The following is an 18,212-nucleotide window of genomic DNA, read 5'->3' on the forward strand; positions in this document are numbered from 1 at the left end:
GTGAGGTCTAAAATCGATAAACAAATGAAAAATAGAGTCGTAATTACTGGTTTAGGAGTGGTGTCGCCAAATGGCGTTGGTTTGCCTGCGTTTACAAATGCCATAAAATCAGGAACTTCAGGAATTACTTTTCATCAAAATTTAAAAGACAAAGGATTTTCTTGCTGTATTGGTGGAATTCCGGAAGTTTCTGAAGAAAAAAAAGCTGCATATTTATCGCCTTTACAATTAAGAGGTTTCAATAGTACAAGTATTTTATACGGTTGTATGGCAGGAATTGATGCTTGGAAAGACGCTGGTTTTTCTGTGGATGAAAATTCTAAATTAGACTATGATTCTGGTTTAATTTTTGGAACAGGAACCTCTGGTATTGAAAAATTTAGAGAAGCAATTTATAAAATTGACGATCAAAATGTAAGACGTTTGGGTAGTACTTCTGTGGTGCAAACCATGGCAAGCGGAATTTCGGCTTATTTAGGCGGAATTCTAGGTTTAGGAAACCAAGTAACCACAAATTCGTCTGCTTGTACAACGGGTACAGAAGCCTTGTTATTAGGTTTTGAACGTATTAAAAACGGAAAATCAAAAAGAATGTTGGTTGGTAGTTCTAGCGACAGTAGTTTGTATACTTGGGGCGGATTTGATGCAATGCGTGTAATGTCTTATAAGCACAATGAAACGCCAGAAAAAGGATCGAGACCTATGAGTGAAACGGCGTCTGGTTTTGTTCCTGGAAGTGGCGCAGGTGCCTTGGTTTTAGAATCGTTAGAAAGCGCTTTAGAAAGAAAAGCAACAATTTATGCAGAGGTTTTAGGTGGAAATATAAATTCTGGCGGACAAAGAAATGGCGGAACTTTAACTGCGCCAAATGCAGAAGCGGTTAAGAAATGTATTACAGATGCAATTTTAGATGCTGCTATTTCTGCTGATGAAATTGAGGTGATAAACGGCCACTTAACAGCCACCTCAAAAGACAGTTTAGAAATAGAAAATTGGACCAAAGCATTGCAAAGAAAAGGAGTTGATTTTCCTTACATTAATTCTTTAAAATCTATGGTTGGCCATTGTTTGGCTGCTTCTGGCGCTATTGAAACTGTAGCTTCTGTTATACAAATTAAAGAACAGTTTGTGTTTCCGAATATTAATTGTGAAGATGTACATCCAGAAATTTCTGAATTAATTTCAGTAGATAAAATTCCTACAGAAATGATGGAGAAAAACATTACTATTTTAGCAAAAGCAAGTTTTGGTTTTGGTGATGTAAATGCATGTGTTATCTTTAAAAAATATAAATTATAACTAATTGAAGATAAAGAAAGGTCTCACAGTTTTTTAAAACCTATGAAGTCTAAAACAATAAATAAAAAATGACAAAAGAAGAAATTATATCGAAATTAACTGTTATTGTAAAACCATATATTCAAAACGAAGAAGGTTTTAAAAACTTATCTGAAGAAACAGATTTTATAAATGATTTAGAGATAAATTCTGCAAATTTAGTAGATATTATTTTAGATGTAGAAGATGAATTTAATATAGAAATAGACAACGATTCTATGGAGAAAATGCTTTCTGTAAAAGCAACTATTGCTGTAATTCAATCTAAAATGGATGCATAATATTGGCAATGATATTGTAGATTTAAACCTTGCTAAAACCCAAAGTAATTGGCAGCGAAAAGGGTTTTTAGAGAAACAATTCACCCAAAAAGAGCAAGAAGAAATTCAAGATGCAGAGAATCCGTTTTTAAAAGTTTGGCAATTTTGGTCTATGAAAGAAGCAGCTTATAAATGTTATACTCAAAAAGTAGAAAAACGCTTTTTTACACCACAAAAATTTGAATGTAGTTTATTTTCTACAACAGAAGGCTTTGTTCTTTTTGAAGATAGTAAATATGTTACAACTACAAGTTTTAAGCCATCTTATATACATACAATTGCCAAGGAAACGAATAATGAAGTTGTTATTTTTTCAAAGATTGGTTCATCAAAAAATATACATATCGATTTAAAAATACAATTGGCCTTAGAAACAGGCGTTTTATCCGATGAAATCGTAAAAGTAAAAACAACGGTTGGCGCTCCTTTGTTTTATCATAAGGAAAAATTACTAACCAAATCTTGCTCAATTTCTCATCATGGAAATTATGGTGCATTTGTATTTACCCTCTAAAATGAATCTAAAAAACGAACACATGTTTATTCGATTAAAATATATAGTATTCATCTTTATTTTTAGCTCTTTTACCTCTTTTTCACAAGAGTTGGTTCAGAATAATAAAACGTCTTCTATTGCTTTTAAAATAAGAAATTTAGGGTTTAACGTAGCGGGTAATTTTTACGATTTTAAAGTTTTAACCAATTTTAATTCTAAGGATTTAAAAGCTAGTTTTCTAAATGCAGAAATTAGTGTAAAATCTATATTTACAGATTCTAAAGCGAGAGATAAACATTTATTAGAATCTGATTATTTCGATGTTGAAAAATATCCGAAAATAGTCTTTAAATCTTTGCAAATAAAACAAGAAAATAATGCTAAATATAACATAAAAGGCATTTTAACCATAAAAGGAGTAGACAAGTTAGTCGAAGCTCCTTTAGATATTAATGCGTCTAAAAACGGAATAACAATTACTGCGAACTTTGGTGTTAATAGAAAAGATTTTGATGTTGGAGGTAGTAGTTTTGTGCTTTCTAAAGTAGTGAATATTAAAATGATTTATGTTGGAAATAAAAATTAAAGAGGCGCTTTTTTTACAATGTGAAGCGTTTGTAAATAAACGTTTGCAAACGGTTGAAGAAGTAATTTCTTCGAACCAAAAAGCGTTGCAATCTGAAACGAAAAGTTCTGCTGGTGATAAGCATGAAACTGGGCGTGCAATGCTGCAACTAGAAATGGAAAAAGCAGGACAACAATTGGCTGGAATTAGACAAATGAAAGAAATTTTAGCCAAAGTTGATATTTCTAAAAAAGCTGAAATAGCGCATTTAGGAAGTGTTGTTTTTACAGAGAAAGTTAATTATTTTTTGAGTATTTCTGCGGGACAATTAACTGTTAAAGATAAAATTTATTTTGCTGTTTCTGTTTCTTCTCCAATTGGTAAAATGTTGTTAGGAAAGAAAACGAATGAAGTGTTTTCTTTTAATGGAAATGTAATAGAAATTTCAGCCATTTTATAAACTAGTTTATAATTTCTATTTTTATATTAGTTCCGTTTTCTAAATTTAAAGAATGATTTAAAAATAGTATTTGATTCTCAAATTCGGCTTCTATTAACCAATAAGCACCTTTAAAATAAGAATTTGAAACGGTTGCTTTTAAATTAGATTTATCTGTAATTTTTATTTGATGTGGGTATAATAATACCTTTTTCTCATTAAGAAGAATCTCATTTACATCGTCAAACAAAGCAGCTACGTATTTCTCTTTAGGATTGTTATAAATATCTTTTGGTGTATTGTTTACTAAAATTTTATTGTTGCGAATAATTAACAATTTATCTGCAAAAGAAAGCGCATCACTCTTGTCATGTGTTGCAACAATACAAGCAATGTTTTTTTCTTTTAAATAAGCAAAAAGCTTTCTTCTTAGAGAGTTTTTTTTAAAGTTGTCTATTTGGCCAAAGGGTTCATCTAAAAGCAGTAATTCTGGTTCATTTGCTAAAGCACGAGCAATTGCAACACGTTGTTTTTGTCCGCCACTTAAGTTTTTAACTTTTGTGTGTTCAAAAGCTTTCATTTCTATAACTTCTAATAACTCTTGTGTTCTTTTTTCGCTTTCTTCTGGATAAAAACGAGATAGAAATTTCTTAATATTTTCTGAAACAGAAATATAAGGCATTAAATCGAAGTCTTGTGCAACGTATTTAAAGAAATCCATACCAGGAACTAGGTTAAATTCTGGTCCTAAAACCTTATTTTCTTTCCAATAAATGGTGCCTTCTTTTAAATCTAACAAGCCATAGATTGCTTTTAAAAGGGTCGATTTTCCGCAACCACTTTCTCCCATAACACACAAATGTTCGCCTTCTTTTAATGTGAAGTTGAAATTATCTAAAACAGTTTTGTTTTTAGCATACCCAAATGAAATTGTATTAACTTTTAGCATACTGTAAAAATAAGAATTTAGTGGTTAAAAAAGTTCTAGATACAATCTTTTAGTTTTTCAAAAAATTACTCGAACGAACATAAAGTAAACAAATATGCGCGCGTTAGCGATTGTAGCGTTTGTTTGAGCTCTTTTGCTTTTTTTGCAAAAAGCGAGTGCGAAAAGCGCGACCTTTAGGGAACGCCCAAAAAGAGTACAAAAAAAACCGACACTTTCGTATCGGTTTTATTTTTTTTACGCAAATATTTACGCATAGATTTTAATACTTAAAGACACTGTGTGTCTACCAGATTCTTACTCTATTTTCTGGCTTTAAATACATTTTGTCTCCTTCTTTTACATCGAAAGCTTCATAGAAAGCATCTACGTTTTTAAGAGGCATATATGCTCTGTACATTCCAGGAGAATGTGTGTTTGTCATGATTAAGTTTTTAAGAGCTTCGTCTCTCATTTTTGTTCTCCAAATGGTTCCCCAAGAAAGGAAGAAACGTTGTTCTGGTGTATAACCGTCTATTTTTTCTGGTCTACCGCTTTTCTTTAAAAAGATTTGTAAACCTTCGTAAGCTGCTTGTACACCACCTAAATCTCCAATATTTTCTCCTAAAGTATATTCGCCATTTAAATGCATAGAATCTATTGCAATAATGTCTGAATATTGTTTTACTAATTGTTTACCAATTACTGCAAACTTCTCAGAATCTGTATCTGTCCACCAGTTTTTAAGGTTTCCATCACCATCGAAACGAGCACCAGAATCATCGAAACTATGAGAAATTTCATGACCAATAACAGCTCCAATACCACCATAATTTACAGCTTCATCTGCTTTATAATCATAAAAAGGAGGTTGTAAGATTGCTGCAGGAAAAACGATTTCATTATTTACAGGATTAAAATAAGCGTTTACAGTTTGTGGAGACATTCCCCATTCTGTTCTGTCTACTTTCTTACCTAATTTTGCCATGTTTTTGTTATAGTTCCATTTTGTAACGTTAATTGCGTTTTCAAAATAAGAACCACCATTATCTAAACCTTTTACTTGTAATTCAGAATAATCTTTCCAAACATCTGGATACGCAATTTTAACAGTTAATTTATGTAACTTTTCTAATGCTTTTTCTTTAGTTTCTTCACTCATCCATTGTAAGCCAGCAATTCTTGTTTCGAAACCTAGCATTACATTGTCTATCATTTCTTTTGCCTTTGCTTTTGCTTCTGGCGGAAATTTCTCATCTACATATAATTTACCCAAAGCTTCACCAACAGCACCGTTTAAGTTTCCTAAAGCACGTTCGTCTCTTGCACGTTGCTTTTTAGCACCACGCATTTCTTTGCTATAAAACTCCCAATTTGCAGTTTCTAAATCTGTAGATAAAGAACCTAAAGAACTATTAATCGTGTTCCAACGTAATAGTAACTTAATGTCTTCTACAGAACGTTTTGTAAAAACAGTACTCATAGCTTTAAAATAACCAAGATCTGTAACAATAACTCTGTCTATATCACCAACACCAATTCCTTCTAAATGTGCTTTCCAATCTATTGCAGGAGATAATTTTGTTAACTCTGCAACAGACATTGGGTTGTACATTTTACGAGTATCTCTACTCTCTTCTTTGGTCATCATTGGTTCTGCTAAACTAGTTTCAAAAGCAACAATTGTAGCTGCATTTTTCTTAGCTGTAGCTTCATCGTCTCCAAATTCTTGAAACATTTTAGCAACAAATTCTTGATATTTAGCTAATTTATCTGCAACTTTTACATCTACGTAGTAATCTCTAGATAAACCTAAAGAGCCACCACTCATATAACCAGCATATTCACTACTGTTTTTTAAGTCGTTATAAACACCAAAACCATAAAAACCACCACCACCATAAGGCGCCATGTTTGTAATGTAGTTTTCTACATCTTTTTTAGTTTTAATTTCGTCTATTTTTGCTAAAAATGGCATAACAGGTGCTTTACCTTGTTGGTTTCTAGCAACAGTATCCATTATTGTTTGGTAGTAGTTTACTGCTTTCTCTTGATCTGAATCTATTTCGTTTCCTTGTGCGTCTTTTACCTTCGGAAAATCTTTTTGTTCTATAGCATTGTTTAAAATAGTTAAAACGTCTGCATCTGTTTTTTTACGAAGCTCGTTAAAACCACCCCAAGATGTTTGATCGTCTGGTATTGATGTACTATCAATCCAAGTACCATTTACGTGTCTAAAAAAATCATCTGATGCTGCCATAGAAGTATCCATATTTTCTATGACAATTCCTGGAGATTTCTCTTCTTTTTTGTCTTCATTACAAGAAACAAATGCTAACGATGCAATTGCAGTTGTAAAAAGAACTTTGTTAATTGTTTTCATGTGTAAATTATTTGAATGTTTAATTAATTAGTAATCTAATAAGCTTTTTGTTACACTATTTAACATTCTATTTCTGGTTGAATTTTCTAGTGTTTAAAAAGTCTAACCAAAGATAGTTAAATTTCAAATTAGCAATCATTTATATTTTATTGAAGTTTTTACCTGAACTATTCTTATAATACCATCGTAAACCTTTTAAATACCTTAGTTTTGTGGCTATAAAATACTTTATGAAGGATTACATAATTATAGGTGCAGGACAATCTGGTTTAGCAATTGCTTATTATTTAAGTAAACAAAAAGCAAATTACTTACTAGTAGATGCAAATGCTGAAATTGGTGCTCCTTGGCTAAAAAGATGGGATTCTCTAAAATTATTTACACCTTCTGAGTTTAATAGTTTGCCTGGTTTAAAGTTTCCTCATAAAAAAGGACATTATGCTGATAAATATGAAGTTGCAGATTATTTAAAAAAATACGTTTCTAAATTTAATATTCCTGTAGAATTTAATCAGAAAATTACTTCACTAAAAAAAGAAAATGGTGTTTTTACATTAAAAAGCGAAACAGCAACATTTGAAGCGAAAAATGTAATTATTGCTACAGGTCCTTTTCATAAACCTTTTACACCAAATTGCCACACAAAAATTTCTAAAGACGTTTTACAAATTCATAGCGAACATTATAAAAGCCCAGACCAATTGCAAGAAGGCGCAACGTTAGTTGTTGGAGCAGGAGACTCTGGAGTGCAAATTCTAAATGAAGTTTCTAAAACAAATAGAACTGTCTATTTTTCTGGAAACACAGATATTGTTTCACTTCCGCAAGAATTTTTAGGAAAAACATTGTGGTGGTGGTTTAGTAAAACAGGTTTTTTATCTGCCAATAAATACTCTTGGATTGGAAAAAAATTAAGCAATAGCGGTCAGCCAGTTATTGGTACAGATGTAAAAACATTATTTAAAAAAGAAAATATTACTTGTGTTGGTAGAACTATAGATGCAAATGAAGAAGCTATTATTTTTGAAAAACAAAAAGTAAACGACATTAAGAATATTGTTTGGGCTACTGGTTTTAAACCAAATTTTAATTGGATTGATGGTATTGAGTTAGATGAACACCATTATCCTAAAAATTATAGAGGTGTTAGCGATATGGAAGGTTTATTTTTTGTTGGACTTCCTTGGTTATACACAAGAGGTTCTGCTACTTTGGGTGGTGTAAAAAAAGACGCAAAATATTTGTGTAATTATATTTCTAAAAAAGAAAAAGATAGCCATAAGTAACAGCTATCTTTTATCAATTTAATTATTTTTTCTCTTTTGGTGAATTTGGTAATTCTTTAAAACCCATATTAAATAAAGTAAACCCAAAAACATCTGCATATTGGGCAATTGTTTTTGCAACAGGTGTTCCTGCACCATGGCCAGCATTGGTTTCTATTCTTATTAAAGTAGGGTTTTCTCCTGTTTGTTTTTCTTGTAATTCTGCAGCAAACTTAAAACTATGTGCAGGTACAACTCTATCATCATGATCGCCTGTAGTTATTAAAGTTGCAGGGTAATTAACTCCGTTTTTTACATTGTGCACAGGTGAATATCCTTTTAAATAGTCGAACATTTCTTTGCTGTCATTTGCAGTACCATAATCATACGCCCAACCAGCACCAGCAGTAAAAGTATGATAACGCAACATGTCTAAAACACCAACTGCAGGTAAAGCTACTTTTGCTAAGTTAGGTTTTTGCGTTAATGTTGCTCCAACTAATAAACCTCCGTTAGAACCACCTTGTATTGCTAAAAACTCTGAAGAAGTATATTTTTCTGCAATTAGATATTCTGCAGCTGCAATAAAATCATCAAAAACGTTTTGTTTTTTTAGTTGAGTTCCTGCGTCGTGCCATTTTTTACCAAACTCACCACCACCACGTAAATTAGGAACTGCGTAAACGCCACCTTGTTCCATCCAAATTGCATTAGAAAGACTAAAAGCAGGTGTTAAGCTAACATTAAAACCACCATAACCATATAATATTGTTGGGTTTTTTCCATTTAATTTTACACTTTTTTTATGTGTAATAATCATAGGTATTTTTGTGCCGTCTTTAGAAGCGTAAAAAACTTGTTTACTTGTATAGTTTTCTGAATTAAAATCGATTGCCGATTTTCTGTGTAAAATATAATTACCGTCTTTTGGCGAAAATTTATAGACAGCACTGGGTGTATTGTAGTTTGTAAAAGAAAAATACAATTCTTTTAAAGCTGTTTTTCCACCAAAACCAAAAGCAGCACCAATTCCTGGTAATTTTACTTCTCTAATTAAATTTCCATTAAAATTATACTGTAAAACCTTAGAAACAGCATTTACCATGTAATTGGCAAAAAAGTAACCAGCACCAGTTGTTGGTTGTAAAACATTTACTGTTTCCGGAATAAAATCTACCCAATTTTCTTTAGTAGGATTTTTTGCATCTACAGTTACAATTTTCTTGTTTGGTGCATTTAAATTTGTTTGTAAATACAATTTACTTCCTCTGTTATCTAATACTTGTGTATCGCTATCTACAGTGGTTATAATAGGTGTTAGTTTACTGTTTTCTTCGAATAAGTTTTGGATAAATAGCTTGTTTCCAGAAGTAGAAATAGCAGCAGAAACAATTAGATAATTATTGTCTTCAGTTAAATAACCACCAACATATCTGTGTTTTTCATCTTCCTTTTCACCAAAAATAATTTTATCTTCTTTTTGTGAAGTTCCTAATTTGTGATAATATAATTTGTGTTGATCTGTTTTTGCAGACAACTCACTTCCTTTTGGTTTGTTATAGCTAGAATAATAAAAACCTTCGTTTTTGTACCAAGAAATTCCAGAGAACTTTACATCTACTAATGTGTTTTCTTTTATGGTTTTACTTTCTACGTCTAAAATTATAATTTTTCTCCAATCAGAACCACCTTCAGAAATAGAATACGCAGCAGTTTTGCCATCTTTAGAAAAACTTAAAGCTCCTAAAGAAGTTGTACCGTCTTTAGAAAATGTATTAGGGTCTAGAAAAACTTCTTCATTACCACTTTCTCCTTTTTTACGGTACACAACAGCTTGGTTTTGCAAACCATTATTCTTAGAAAAATAGATATAATCTCCTTCTTTAAAAGGTGTTCCTACTTTTTCATAATTCCATAGTTTTGTTAACCTTTCTTTTAACTGTTCTCTGTAAGGAATTTTATCTAGGTAATTAAATGTAACTTCATTTTGTGCCTTTACCCAAGCCTCTGTTTCTGTACTTGTATCATCTTCTAACCATCTATAATTATCTGTTACTTTAGTACCAAAGTATTCTTCAATTATTGGTTTTTTAGTAGTATTTGGGTATTTCAAATTTTTATATTTTTGTTGATGTACTTCTGTGTAAACATAAAATTAATCGTTTTTAATACCATCAAAATTAAAGTTTATAGATTATAATTAAACTGTTTTAACGTTTTTTAACTTTGCAATAGTTGTAAACCAAGTCTATTTGTAATATTTTCGAGGTTTTTACGACTATTTATGTAGTAAAACAATGTAGAATACTTCCAACTTTGTTGGAAAAAACAAATTATTATGACAGAAAATTTAACAAAAGCAACATTTTTAGAAAAAGTATTTAATTTCGAAAAAAATAAAGAGTGGAAATTTGAAGGAAAAAGACCAGTACTAATTGATTTTTATGCAGATTGGTGTGGACCTTGTAAATCTTTAGCTCCTGTTTTAGAGCAGTTATCGGAAGAATACGAAGGTAAAATAGATATTTATAAAATAGACACAGAAGCAGAACAAGAATTAGCAGCTGCTTTTGCAATTAGAAGTATACCTTCTATGTTATTTTGTCCTGCAGAAGGAGAACCTCAAATGGCAAATGGTGCTTTACCAAAAGCTGAATTAGAACGTATTATTGCAGATGTTTTAAAGGTAGAAAAGTAAAATATCTTACAGATTAAAAATTTTAAATCCTGAAAATTAATTTTTTCAGGATTTTTTTTATTGAAAAAAAAGTATACATAAGAATTCTATGTATAAGGAAATTATGTATATATTTACAGCATGGGAAATCAGAAATTATACAAAGGTTCTTTACAAACCATTATTTTAAAGTTGTTAGAGACAAACGATAAAATGTATGGTTATGAAATTACACAACATGTAAAAGAGTTAACCAAAGGCGAATTAAAAATTACCGAAGGCGCTTTATACCCAGCTTTACACAAATTAGAAGCAGATGGTTTGTTAGATGTAGAGGTTGCTAAAGTTGGCAATCGTTTAAGAAAATATTACAAACTTACAGAAAGTGGAGCCAAAGAAACAGCCAACAAGTTAGATGAAATGCAAGAGTTTTTAAAAACGATGCAACAATTGGTGAACCCTAAATTTAGTTTGGATTAATATGGAAAAACACTATGAAATAACAGAAAAGCAGTTGGTTTTTTTAGAAGATTATTTACAAAGAAAGTATAAAGGTATTTCTACTGAAACAAGAATTGAGTTAACAGATCATTTAATTTTAGCTTTTGAAGCAACTACAGAAAACGGTAATTTATCTCAATATTTATCTAATGAATTAGAATTTATTAAAAGTTTTGTTACTAACGGAATTAACCTAATGAAGAAAACTTATAGAAAGGAAACTTGGAGTCAGTTTTTTAGTTTTTTTACTAATTTTAAATTTTTATCAATTGTTATAAGTAGCATTCTTTTCTTTTACTTTTTAAATGAAAACTTAAATAATAAAATTGCTTGTTTGTCTATATTCATTCTAAGTTCTATTTTGTTTTTAGTTTCTATTCGCAAAGGGATGATAAATAATAAAGCATTAAAACACTTGGGTGAAGTTAAATTTCTAGGAACAGAAATTTGGCTCCCTTTTTTCTTAGTACAATTACTTACAGAAAAACATATTGGAGAATTTATAACATCTAATAGTTACTTTTTTACAATATATTCCTCATTTATAATGATGTATGGATTAGCTGCTCTTCTTGTTTTGATAAAACACAAAACACTTATTTTAGAAAAATACAAACACTTGTTAAACTAACGCTATGGATTTAACTAACAGACAATTACAACGAGTAGAACATTATTTAAATGTAAAAGATATTACTTATATAGATATAAGGACAGAAGTTTTTGATCATATTGTTTCTGATATTGAAGCAAAATTGGAGGATAAAAAACTAGATTTTGAAACTGTTTTTTATAATGTAACAGATACATGGAATAAGCACTTAAAACAAACTTCAAGTTTTTATTTTGGAATTGCATATTCTTTACCAAAAATAGTGTTAGATAAAGCTAAGAAGTATTTTAAAAAATGGTTTTTCCTATATTTTCTGGCAGTTTTAGTATTTAGTTTTTTTGTGAATAAGATAAATGTTGTTTTTTATGAAGGTATAAAATATGAATTAAATATTTTTTTTAAAATACTAACAGTGTTAACTTTTATAGCTTCAACCTTATTGTTTATTTTAAAATTTAGAGAAAAGCAAAAAAGTACTTATAGTTTTATTTTGAAAACACAAAGTTGGAACTTTTTAATAGGTGCTATACTTTTATTCGATTTTGATTTTTTTAATAAAAATGGAAATATTGCAGTGGGACAAATAGTGCTTTTAGTAAGTTCTATTTTTTCTACTTATATCTGTTTCCATTTCTACAAAAAACACAAAGAAGCTATCAAAAAATATAAAATTTCATAATTATGGAATTAACAAAAGAACAAACACAAAAAGTAGAGAAATATCTTGACTCTAAAAATATCGTCTTTATAGATTTAAGGCCTGAAGTTTTAGACCATATTTTATCAGAAATTGAAGTAGAGATAAATACTACAAACATTACATTTCATCATGCATTTGCAAATGCAAGACAAAAATGGAGTCCTCAATTAAAAGAAACTTCTAGTATGTTTTTTGGACTTGGTTTTTCTGCACCAAAAATTGTAATTCAGAAAGCAAAAAAAGTATATTGGAAACAATATGTGTTTTTATTAACCTCTTATTTTTTGCCTTTTTTATTGTTAACTCATTTTAATTTCAAAATAGAAAATCCAACAGAATTTAATTTTTTTATATTTTTTAAAGGAATTATAGCTTTAAGCTTTGTGTCTTTTCTTTATATGTTACTTTCCAGAAATTATAAAGTCAAAACTACTTATGGTTTTATTTTAAAAGCTCAAAGTTTAGGAGCTTTTACTGGTTTAATTGTTTTAGCAATATTTTTTACAAGATTAAAAGAATTAAACGGAATTAATATAGGTATGTTTTGTTCATTTATTTATGTGACTTTTAGTTATTTCTACTTCTATAAAAAACATAAAGAAGCAATTAGAAAATATAAAATTGTTTAGTTATGAAATTAACCCAAAATCACATACAAGAACTCTACAAGTTCACAAAAAAACATTATGTATATCATTATGATGTACAAACAGAATTGGTAGATCATTTAGCAAACGATATTGAAGAAATTTGGGAAGAACACCCTAATTTATCATTTGAAGATGCAAGGCAAAAATCATTCAAAAAATTCGGGATTTTTGGTTTTATGGATGTTGTGGAAGCTAAGCAAAAACAGATGAATAAACGCTACAGAAAGATTTTATGGCGTTTTTTTAAAGAATGGTTCACATTACCTAAAATAGTAATTACATTAACTATTTTTCTATCATTATTTTTCTTTTTTCAAATTCAATATTCTGAATATTTTCTTTTAGGAATCTTATTTATTTTAGTTGGTTTCGATTTATTTAATCAAGGAAAAGCAAGAAGAAATCAAAAAAATAAAGTAAAAAATGAAGACATAGTTTTCTTGTTAGAAGATATGATTGGGCAAACAAGAGGTGTTTTCTCTTGGCTTGTTTTTTGTAATATTTTTAATACCATTAATGCTTTTAAAATTTCTTTTAGCTCCATAGAAAACCATTGGTTATTACTTATTTCTTTTTCTGCTACATTAATAATTTTGTTGTTTTATGTTACTGCATATTTAATTCCAGAAAAAGCAGAAGAATTGCTAATCGAAACCTACCCAGAATATAAACTTGCAAAAAGTTTGTAACAAATTCTTGTTTTAAACTACCTATTACCAATCAAATTAATTTACTAAACTTATGATTTTACGCTTTTTAAAATTAGAATGGAAACAATTTTTTCGTTCTGCATCTTTAGGAAAAAGTATTGCTTTAAAAATTTTTATGGGTTTTTTTGCAATTTGGATTCTTCTTGGACTTCTTTCATTAGGCGCAGGTGCATACTTTTTACTTAAAAAAGAGTACCCAGAAAAAGATCCTTTTATATTGGCTAATAAGTTTATAATTTTCTTATTAATAACAGATTTAATTGTGCGATATTTAATGCAGAAAATTCCTGTTATGGATATAAAACCAATGTTATTACTTCCCATAAAAAAAAGGAAATTAGTAAACTATCTTTTAATAAAATCTGTATTTTCTTTTTTTAATGCTGGTGCTTTAATTCTTTATATACCGTTTGCTTTTGTCTTAATAGCTAAAGGTTACAACGTTACTGGTGTACTGTCTTGGACATTGTTTATTCTTATTTTAACCTTATGTTTTAATTTTATTAATTTTCTTATTAATAAAAGTAATATTGCTTTTGGTGTTTTAATTGTTTTTTTAGCCGTTTTATGGTTGTCTTTTAAATATAAACTATTTGATATAACAGGTTTCTTTGGTAATTTGCTGTATTCAGTTTATGAAAACCCTGCTTTGTTAATTATTAGTTTTGTGCTACTTGCAGTGTTGTATTATTTAAATTTTAAACAATTATCTAGTATTATATATTTAGATGGTGCAATAAAAGAAAAGGAAGAAGAAGCTAAAACCTCTAATTTGTCTTTTGTAGATAAAATAGGAGATGTAGCGCCATTTATTAAAAATGATATGCGTTTAATTTGGAGAAATAAGAGAACAAAAACTGTTTTTCTTATGTCGTTTTTCTTTCTACTTTTCGGATTGTTTTTTTTTACAGCAAAAACGTATAAAGATTCAGAATTATGGCAATTATATGGCTGTATTTTTATGACAGGAGGTTTTGCTATGAATTACGGACAATTTGTTCCTGCGTGGGATAGTGAACATTATAGAATGTTAATGACTCAAAATTTATCTTACCGTAAGTTTTTAGACAGTAAGTTGTTTTTAATGAGTGTTATGACTGCTGTTTTATTTGTATTAAGTACACCGTATTTATATTTTGGTCTAGATAAGTATTTACTAATTGTAGCTGGTTTTTTCTTTAATCTAGGTTTTACACCCTTAGTAATGCTTTATATGGGCGCTTTTAATAAAAAGAGAATAGATTTAAATGCAAGTGGTTTTGGTAACACGCAAGGTACTAGTGCTGCGCAATTTATTGTAATGATACCAGTACTAATTATACCAATGTTAGTTTATTTTATAGTAAACAAATATTTAGGTTTTAATATAGCAGTATTAGCCATTGCTATAATTGGTATAATTTCTTTTCTATTAAAAAACCCAATAATGAATATTATAGAAAAAAAATATCAAAAAAATAAGTACATAACAATTCACGGCTTTAAACAACAAGATTAACCAACTTTTAAATCAATATAAGATGATAACAATAAATAATATTTCAAAAAAATACGGAAAAACAGTTGTTTTAAATGTTGATTCTATTGAAATTCCGGTAGGACAAAGTTTTGGCTTAGTAGGTAACAATGGTGCAGGAAAAACCACTTTATTTAATGTTTTGTTAGATTTAGTTAGACCAACCACAGGAGAAATTTCTAATAACAACATTAGTGTTCATAAAAGTGAAGATTGGAAAAAATTTACAAGTTCTTTTATAGATGAATCTTTTCTTATTAGCTACTTAACGCCAGATGAATATTTCGAGTTTATTGGAGATTTAAGAGGAATGAATAAAGCGGATGTTTCTAATTTTTTAGCCCAATTTGATGATTTTTTTAATGGAGAAATTGTTGGGAAAAAGAAATATTTAAGAGATTTAAGTAAAGGAAACCAAAAAAAGGCAGGTATTGTTGCTGCTTTAATGGGAGAACCAAAAGTTGTAATTTTAGATGAACCTTTTGCAAATCTAGACCCAACAACACAAATTAGATTAAAACAAATTATAAAAAAACTAACAGAAAATAAAGAAGTTACTGTTTTAGTATCTAGTCACGATTTAACACACGTAACCGAAGTTTGCGAACGTATTGTTGTATTAGATAAAGGAAATGTGGTAAAAGACATAGAAACATCTGAAGAAACTTTAGAGGAATTAGAAAGTTATTTTGCGTTGTAATTTCGTTTTATAGATTTCTATTTTTATAGAAATTGTATCCAAAGTTCATCAGCAAAAAAAAAAAAAGAGAAACAATAAACACTATTTATAGTCACATTTCTCTCTATTCTTATTTTATTCCTATTTTTACACTCTTACTTATACTATTTTCATAAGAAATTAGTTTTAGATAAGAGTTTTTTAATTTATGAAACACAACAAAAAAATACTTCTTTTTACTGTTCTTTTGGGAACACTATATGCTTGTAGCACAAAAAAAGATACAGTTATTAGTAGAAACTACCACGCATTTACATCTCATTTTAATATTTTATTTAATGGTGAAGAAGCTTTTAAAGAAGGAATAGAAGGTATTAACCAAGGTTATAAAGATGATTGGTTCGAGCAATTACCAATAGAACCAATTGTGTTTGATGATCGTAAAATTGTTGCGCCAACGTTTAAAAATAATGGTCCTGGAGCAGGTTTTGGAGGAAAAGAAGATGGTGAAGAAACAGAAAAAGCATCTGGTCCTTTTGAAAGAGCAGAAGAAAAAGCTGTAAAAGCAATACAAAGACACGGTATGAATATTAACGGTTTAGAAAGAAACCGTAAAATAGATGATGCTTATTTGTTATTAGGAAAAGCGCGTTATTATTCGCAAAGATTTGTTCCTGCAGTAGAAGCTTTTAATTATGTAATTGCAAATTACCCAAATGCAGATTTAATTGCAGATACTAAAATTTGGCGAGCAAAGTCTAATATTAGAATGGATAATGAAGAATTTGCAATTGAAACAATGAAACTTTTATTGGTAATTACAGATACCTTAGAAGCAGACTTGTCAGATAAAATTAAAGAAGATGCAAATACTGCTTTGGCAATGGCTTATGTAAAATCAGACAGTTTACAGAACGCAAAAAAACACTTAACATTAGCAATTAGAACTCATAAAAACAAAGAGCAAGCAGCAAGAAATATGTTTGTTTTAGGGCAAATGTATGCGAAAGAGAATAAAAAAGATTCTGCAGCATTTATATTTAATAAATTAACTGCTTTTAAAAAGGCACCTTACAAATATAAAATTCACGCAAATATAGAATTGGCAAAAAATGTTTCTAACGATTCACTTTCATCTAGTGTTTTAACGCGATTAGAAAAATTGATTAAAGACAGGGATAATAGACCATATCTAGATCAATTGTATTACCAAGTTGGTGCTTTGCATGAAAAAAACGACAGTATTTCTTTAGCAATAGATTATTACAATAGGTCTCTACGTGCTAAAAACGGAGAAGACAAACAGAAAAGTTTTACATATGAAAACTTAGGTAATTTGTACTTTAAGAATTCAGAATATCAATTTGCAAGTAGTTATTACGATAGTGTTTTAAAGGTTTCTAACGATAGTTTAAACCTGCGTATTAGAAGGGTAAAAAGAAAATATAAAAACTTAGCTTCATTAATTAAGTTTGAAGAGGTAGTTGCTACAAATGATAGTATTATTAGAATAGCATCTTTACCAAAAGCAGCACAAGTATTATTTTTTGAGAATTATATAGAAAACTTAAAAAAGCAAGATGAAGAAGCTGCGCAGTTAAGATTAAATCAGATTGCTTTTGGAGGTTTGTCAAATTCTTTAAAAAGTAACAATAAAGGTAAATGGTATTTTTACAATACACAGTCTTTAGGCTTTGGTAAAACAGAGTATCAGAAAATTTGGGGGAATCGAAAATTAGAAGATAATTGGCGTTGGTCTGCAAGCACCGTTTTTAGCGGTATAGATAAAGATTCTACTGCTGTAGTTGTAAAAGATACAAGGTATGATTTGGTTAGTTATTTAGAAACGATTCCAACTCAAAAAGAAAAAATAGACACTTTAAAGATTAATAGAAACGAATCTTTGTATGAATTAGGTTTAATCTACAAAGAACAGTTTAAGAACCCTAAACTAGCAATACAAAGGTTAGAGAGAGTTGCAACTTTAAACCCAAGAAAAGACCTTGTACTTCCAATTAATTGGCACTTATACCAAGTTTACAAAGATTTAGGCGAAGCTGAAAAAGCAGCGATTTACAAAAATGTAATTCTTACAGAATACCCAAAAACTGTTTTTGCACAAATTATAAAAAACCCTGAACAGAAAATAGAAGGAGGCGTAAAGGTTAGTGAAGTTGAAAAAACGTATAAGAAATTATATTATTTATATAAAAAAGGAGAACATAAAAAAGTACTAGTTAGTGTAAATGATATTTTACCAACAATTACAAATTCTAAATTAAAACCAAAGTTCGAACTTTTAAAAGCTTACGCAATTGGTAAATACTTAGATAGAGAAACGTACAAAGATGCATTAGAATTTGTTGCTATTAATTACGGAAATACAGAAGAAGGAAAGAAAGCAAAAGAAATTTTAAAACAATTAAACAAGTAGT

Annotated in this window: 18 protein-coding genes; 15 read left to right on the forward strand and 3 right to left on the reverse strand. The window is 29.3% G+C overall.

The window, feature by feature from the left end; all coding sequences use genetic code 11:
• The first annotated feature begins 24 nt into the window (after window positions 1–24).
• The 5 genes from SHK09_RS02130 to SHK09_RS02150 all read left to right on the forward strand — a co-directional run bounded on the left by SHK09_RS02130 (window position 25) and on the right by SHK09_RS02150 (window position 3,179).
• Window positions 25–1,299, forward strand: a complete 1,275-nt coding sequence (locus tag SHK09_RS02130) for a beta-ketoacyl-[acyl-carrier-protein] synthase family protein (RefSeq protein WP_319809122.1) — start codon at window positions 25–27, stop codon at window positions 1,297–1,299.
• Window positions 1,300–1,367: 68 nt separating this feature from the next.
• The gene (locus SHK09_RS02135; protein ID WP_319809123.1) at window positions 1,368–1,619 is read left to right on the forward strand and encodes an acyl carrier protein; all 252 of its coding nucleotides are present in this window, start codon (window positions 1,368–1,370) and stop codon (window positions 1,617–1,619) included.
• Window positions 1,612–2,172 (forward strand): 4'-phosphopantetheinyl transferase superfamily protein, encoded by a 561-nt coding sequence (locus SHK09_RS02140; RefSeq protein ID WP_319809124.1) that lies wholly within the window; start codon window positions 1,612–1,614, stop codon window positions 2,170–2,172. The genes SHK09_RS02135 and SHK09_RS02140 overlap by 8 nt, the downstream gene beginning before the upstream one ends.
• A 22-nt stretch (window positions 2,173–2,194) precedes the next feature.
• Window positions 2,195–2,740: a YceI family protein gene (locus SHK09_RS02145; RefSeq protein WP_319809125.1), complete on the forward strand. Its 546-nt coding sequence runs from the start codon at window positions 2,195–2,197 to the stop codon at window positions 2,738–2,740.
• A complete protein-coding gene (locus tag SHK09_RS02150; protein WP_319809126.1) occupies window positions 2,721–3,179 on the forward strand; it encodes a 3-oxoacyl-ACP synthase in 459 nt (152 codons plus the stop codon). The genes SHK09_RS02145 and SHK09_RS02150 overlap by 20 nt, the downstream gene beginning before the upstream one ends.
• 1 nt (window position 3,180) lies before the next feature.
• Here SHK09_RS02150 and SHK09_RS02155 read toward each other — a convergent pair whose 3' ends face one another.
• Together SHK09_RS02155 and SHK09_RS02160 are read right to left on the reverse strand one after the other, a co-directional pair.
• The gene (locus tag SHK09_RS02155; RefSeq protein WP_319809127.1) at window positions 3,181–4,107 is read right to left on the reverse strand and encodes an ABC transporter ATP-binding protein; all 927 of its coding nucleotides are present in this window, start codon (window positions 4,105–4,107) and stop codon (window positions 3,181–3,183) included.
• A gap of 283 nt (window positions 4,108–4,390) precedes the next feature.
• Complete coding sequence (locus tag SHK09_RS02160; RefSeq protein ID WP_319809128.1) at window positions 4,391–6,466, reverse strand: M13 family metallopeptidase; 2,076 nt, start codon at window positions 6,464–6,466, stop codon at window positions 4,391–4,393.
• Window positions 6,467–6,696: 230 nt separating this feature from the next.
• Here SHK09_RS02160 and SHK09_RS02165 point away from each other — a divergent pair, with 230 nt between their 5' ends.
• On the forward strand, window positions 6,697–7,752 hold the full coding sequence (locus SHK09_RS02165) for an NAD(P)/FAD-dependent oxidoreductase (RefSeq protein ID WP_319809129.1): 1,056 nt from the start codon (window positions 6,697–6,699) through the stop codon (window positions 7,750–7,752).
• 22 nt (window positions 7,753–7,774) lie between these two features.
• On the opposite strand, the gene SHK09_RS02170 is transcribed toward SHK09_RS02165, so the two are convergent.
• The gene (locus SHK09_RS02170) at window positions 7,775–9,844 is read right to left on the reverse strand and encodes a prolyl oligopeptidase family serine peptidase (protein WP_319809130.1); all 2,070 of its coding nucleotides are present in this window, start codon (window positions 9,842–9,844) and stop codon (window positions 7,775–7,777) included.
• A 225-nt stretch (window positions 9,845–10,069) separates the two neighbouring features.
• Here SHK09_RS02170 and trxA point away from each other — a divergent pair, with 225 nt between their 5' ends.
• From trxA to SHK09_RS02215, 9 genes are all read left to right on the forward strand, one after another.
• Window positions 10,070–10,429, forward strand: a complete 360-nt coding sequence (gene trxA, locus SHK09_RS02175) for a thioredoxin (protein ID WP_319809131.1) — start codon at window positions 10,070–10,072, stop codon at window positions 10,427–10,429.
• A gap of 120 nt (window positions 10,430–10,549) precedes the next feature.
• Complete coding sequence (locus tag SHK09_RS02180; protein ID WP_319809132.1) at window positions 10,550–10,888, forward strand: PadR family transcriptional regulator; 339 nt, start codon at window positions 10,550–10,552, stop codon at window positions 10,886–10,888.
• Between the two features lies 1 nt (window position 10,889).
• Window positions 10,890–11,540, forward strand: coding sequence for a hypothetical protein (locus tag SHK09_RS02185; protein ID WP_319809133.1), 651 nt, complete (start codon window positions 10,890–10,892; stop codon window positions 11,538–11,540).
• 4 nt (window positions 11,541–11,544) lie between these two features.
• Window positions 11,545–12,201 (forward strand): hypothetical protein, encoded by a 657-nt coding sequence (locus tag SHK09_RS02190; RefSeq protein WP_319809134.1) that lies wholly within the window; start codon window positions 11,545–11,547, stop codon window positions 12,199–12,201.
• Window positions 12,202–12,203: 2 nt separating this feature from the next.
• On the forward strand, window positions 12,204–12,851 hold the full coding sequence (locus SHK09_RS02195) for a hypothetical protein (protein WP_319809135.1): 648 nt from the start codon (window positions 12,204–12,206) through the stop codon (window positions 12,849–12,851).
• 2 nt (window positions 12,852–12,853) lie between these two features.
• Window positions 12,854–13,561 (forward strand): hypothetical protein, encoded by a 708-nt coding sequence (locus SHK09_RS02200; protein WP_319809136.1) that lies wholly within the window; start codon window positions 12,854–12,856, stop codon window positions 13,559–13,561.
• A gap of 52 nt (window positions 13,562–13,613) precedes the next feature.
• Window positions 13,614–15,080, forward strand: coding sequence for a DUF5687 family protein (locus SHK09_RS02205; protein ID WP_319809137.1), 1,467 nt, complete (start codon window positions 13,614–13,616; stop codon window positions 15,078–15,080).
• Window positions 15,081–15,102: 22 nt separating this feature from the next.
• Window positions 15,103–15,798 (forward strand): ABC transporter ATP-binding protein, encoded by a 696-nt coding sequence (locus tag SHK09_RS02210; protein ID WP_319809138.1) that lies wholly within the window; start codon window positions 15,103–15,105, stop codon window positions 15,796–15,798.
• 187 nt (window positions 15,799–15,985) lie between these two features.
• Complete coding sequence (locus tag SHK09_RS02215) at window positions 15,986–18,211, forward strand: tetratricopeptide repeat protein (protein WP_319809139.1); 2,226 nt, start codon at window positions 15,986–15,988, stop codon at window positions 18,209–18,211.
• Window position 18,212 lies beyond the last annotated feature (1 nt).

This window comes from Polaribacter sp. PL03 (assembly GCF_033875165.1).
Lineage (GTDB): Bacteria > Bacteroidota > Bacteroidia > Flavobacteriales > Flavobacteriaceae > Polaribacter.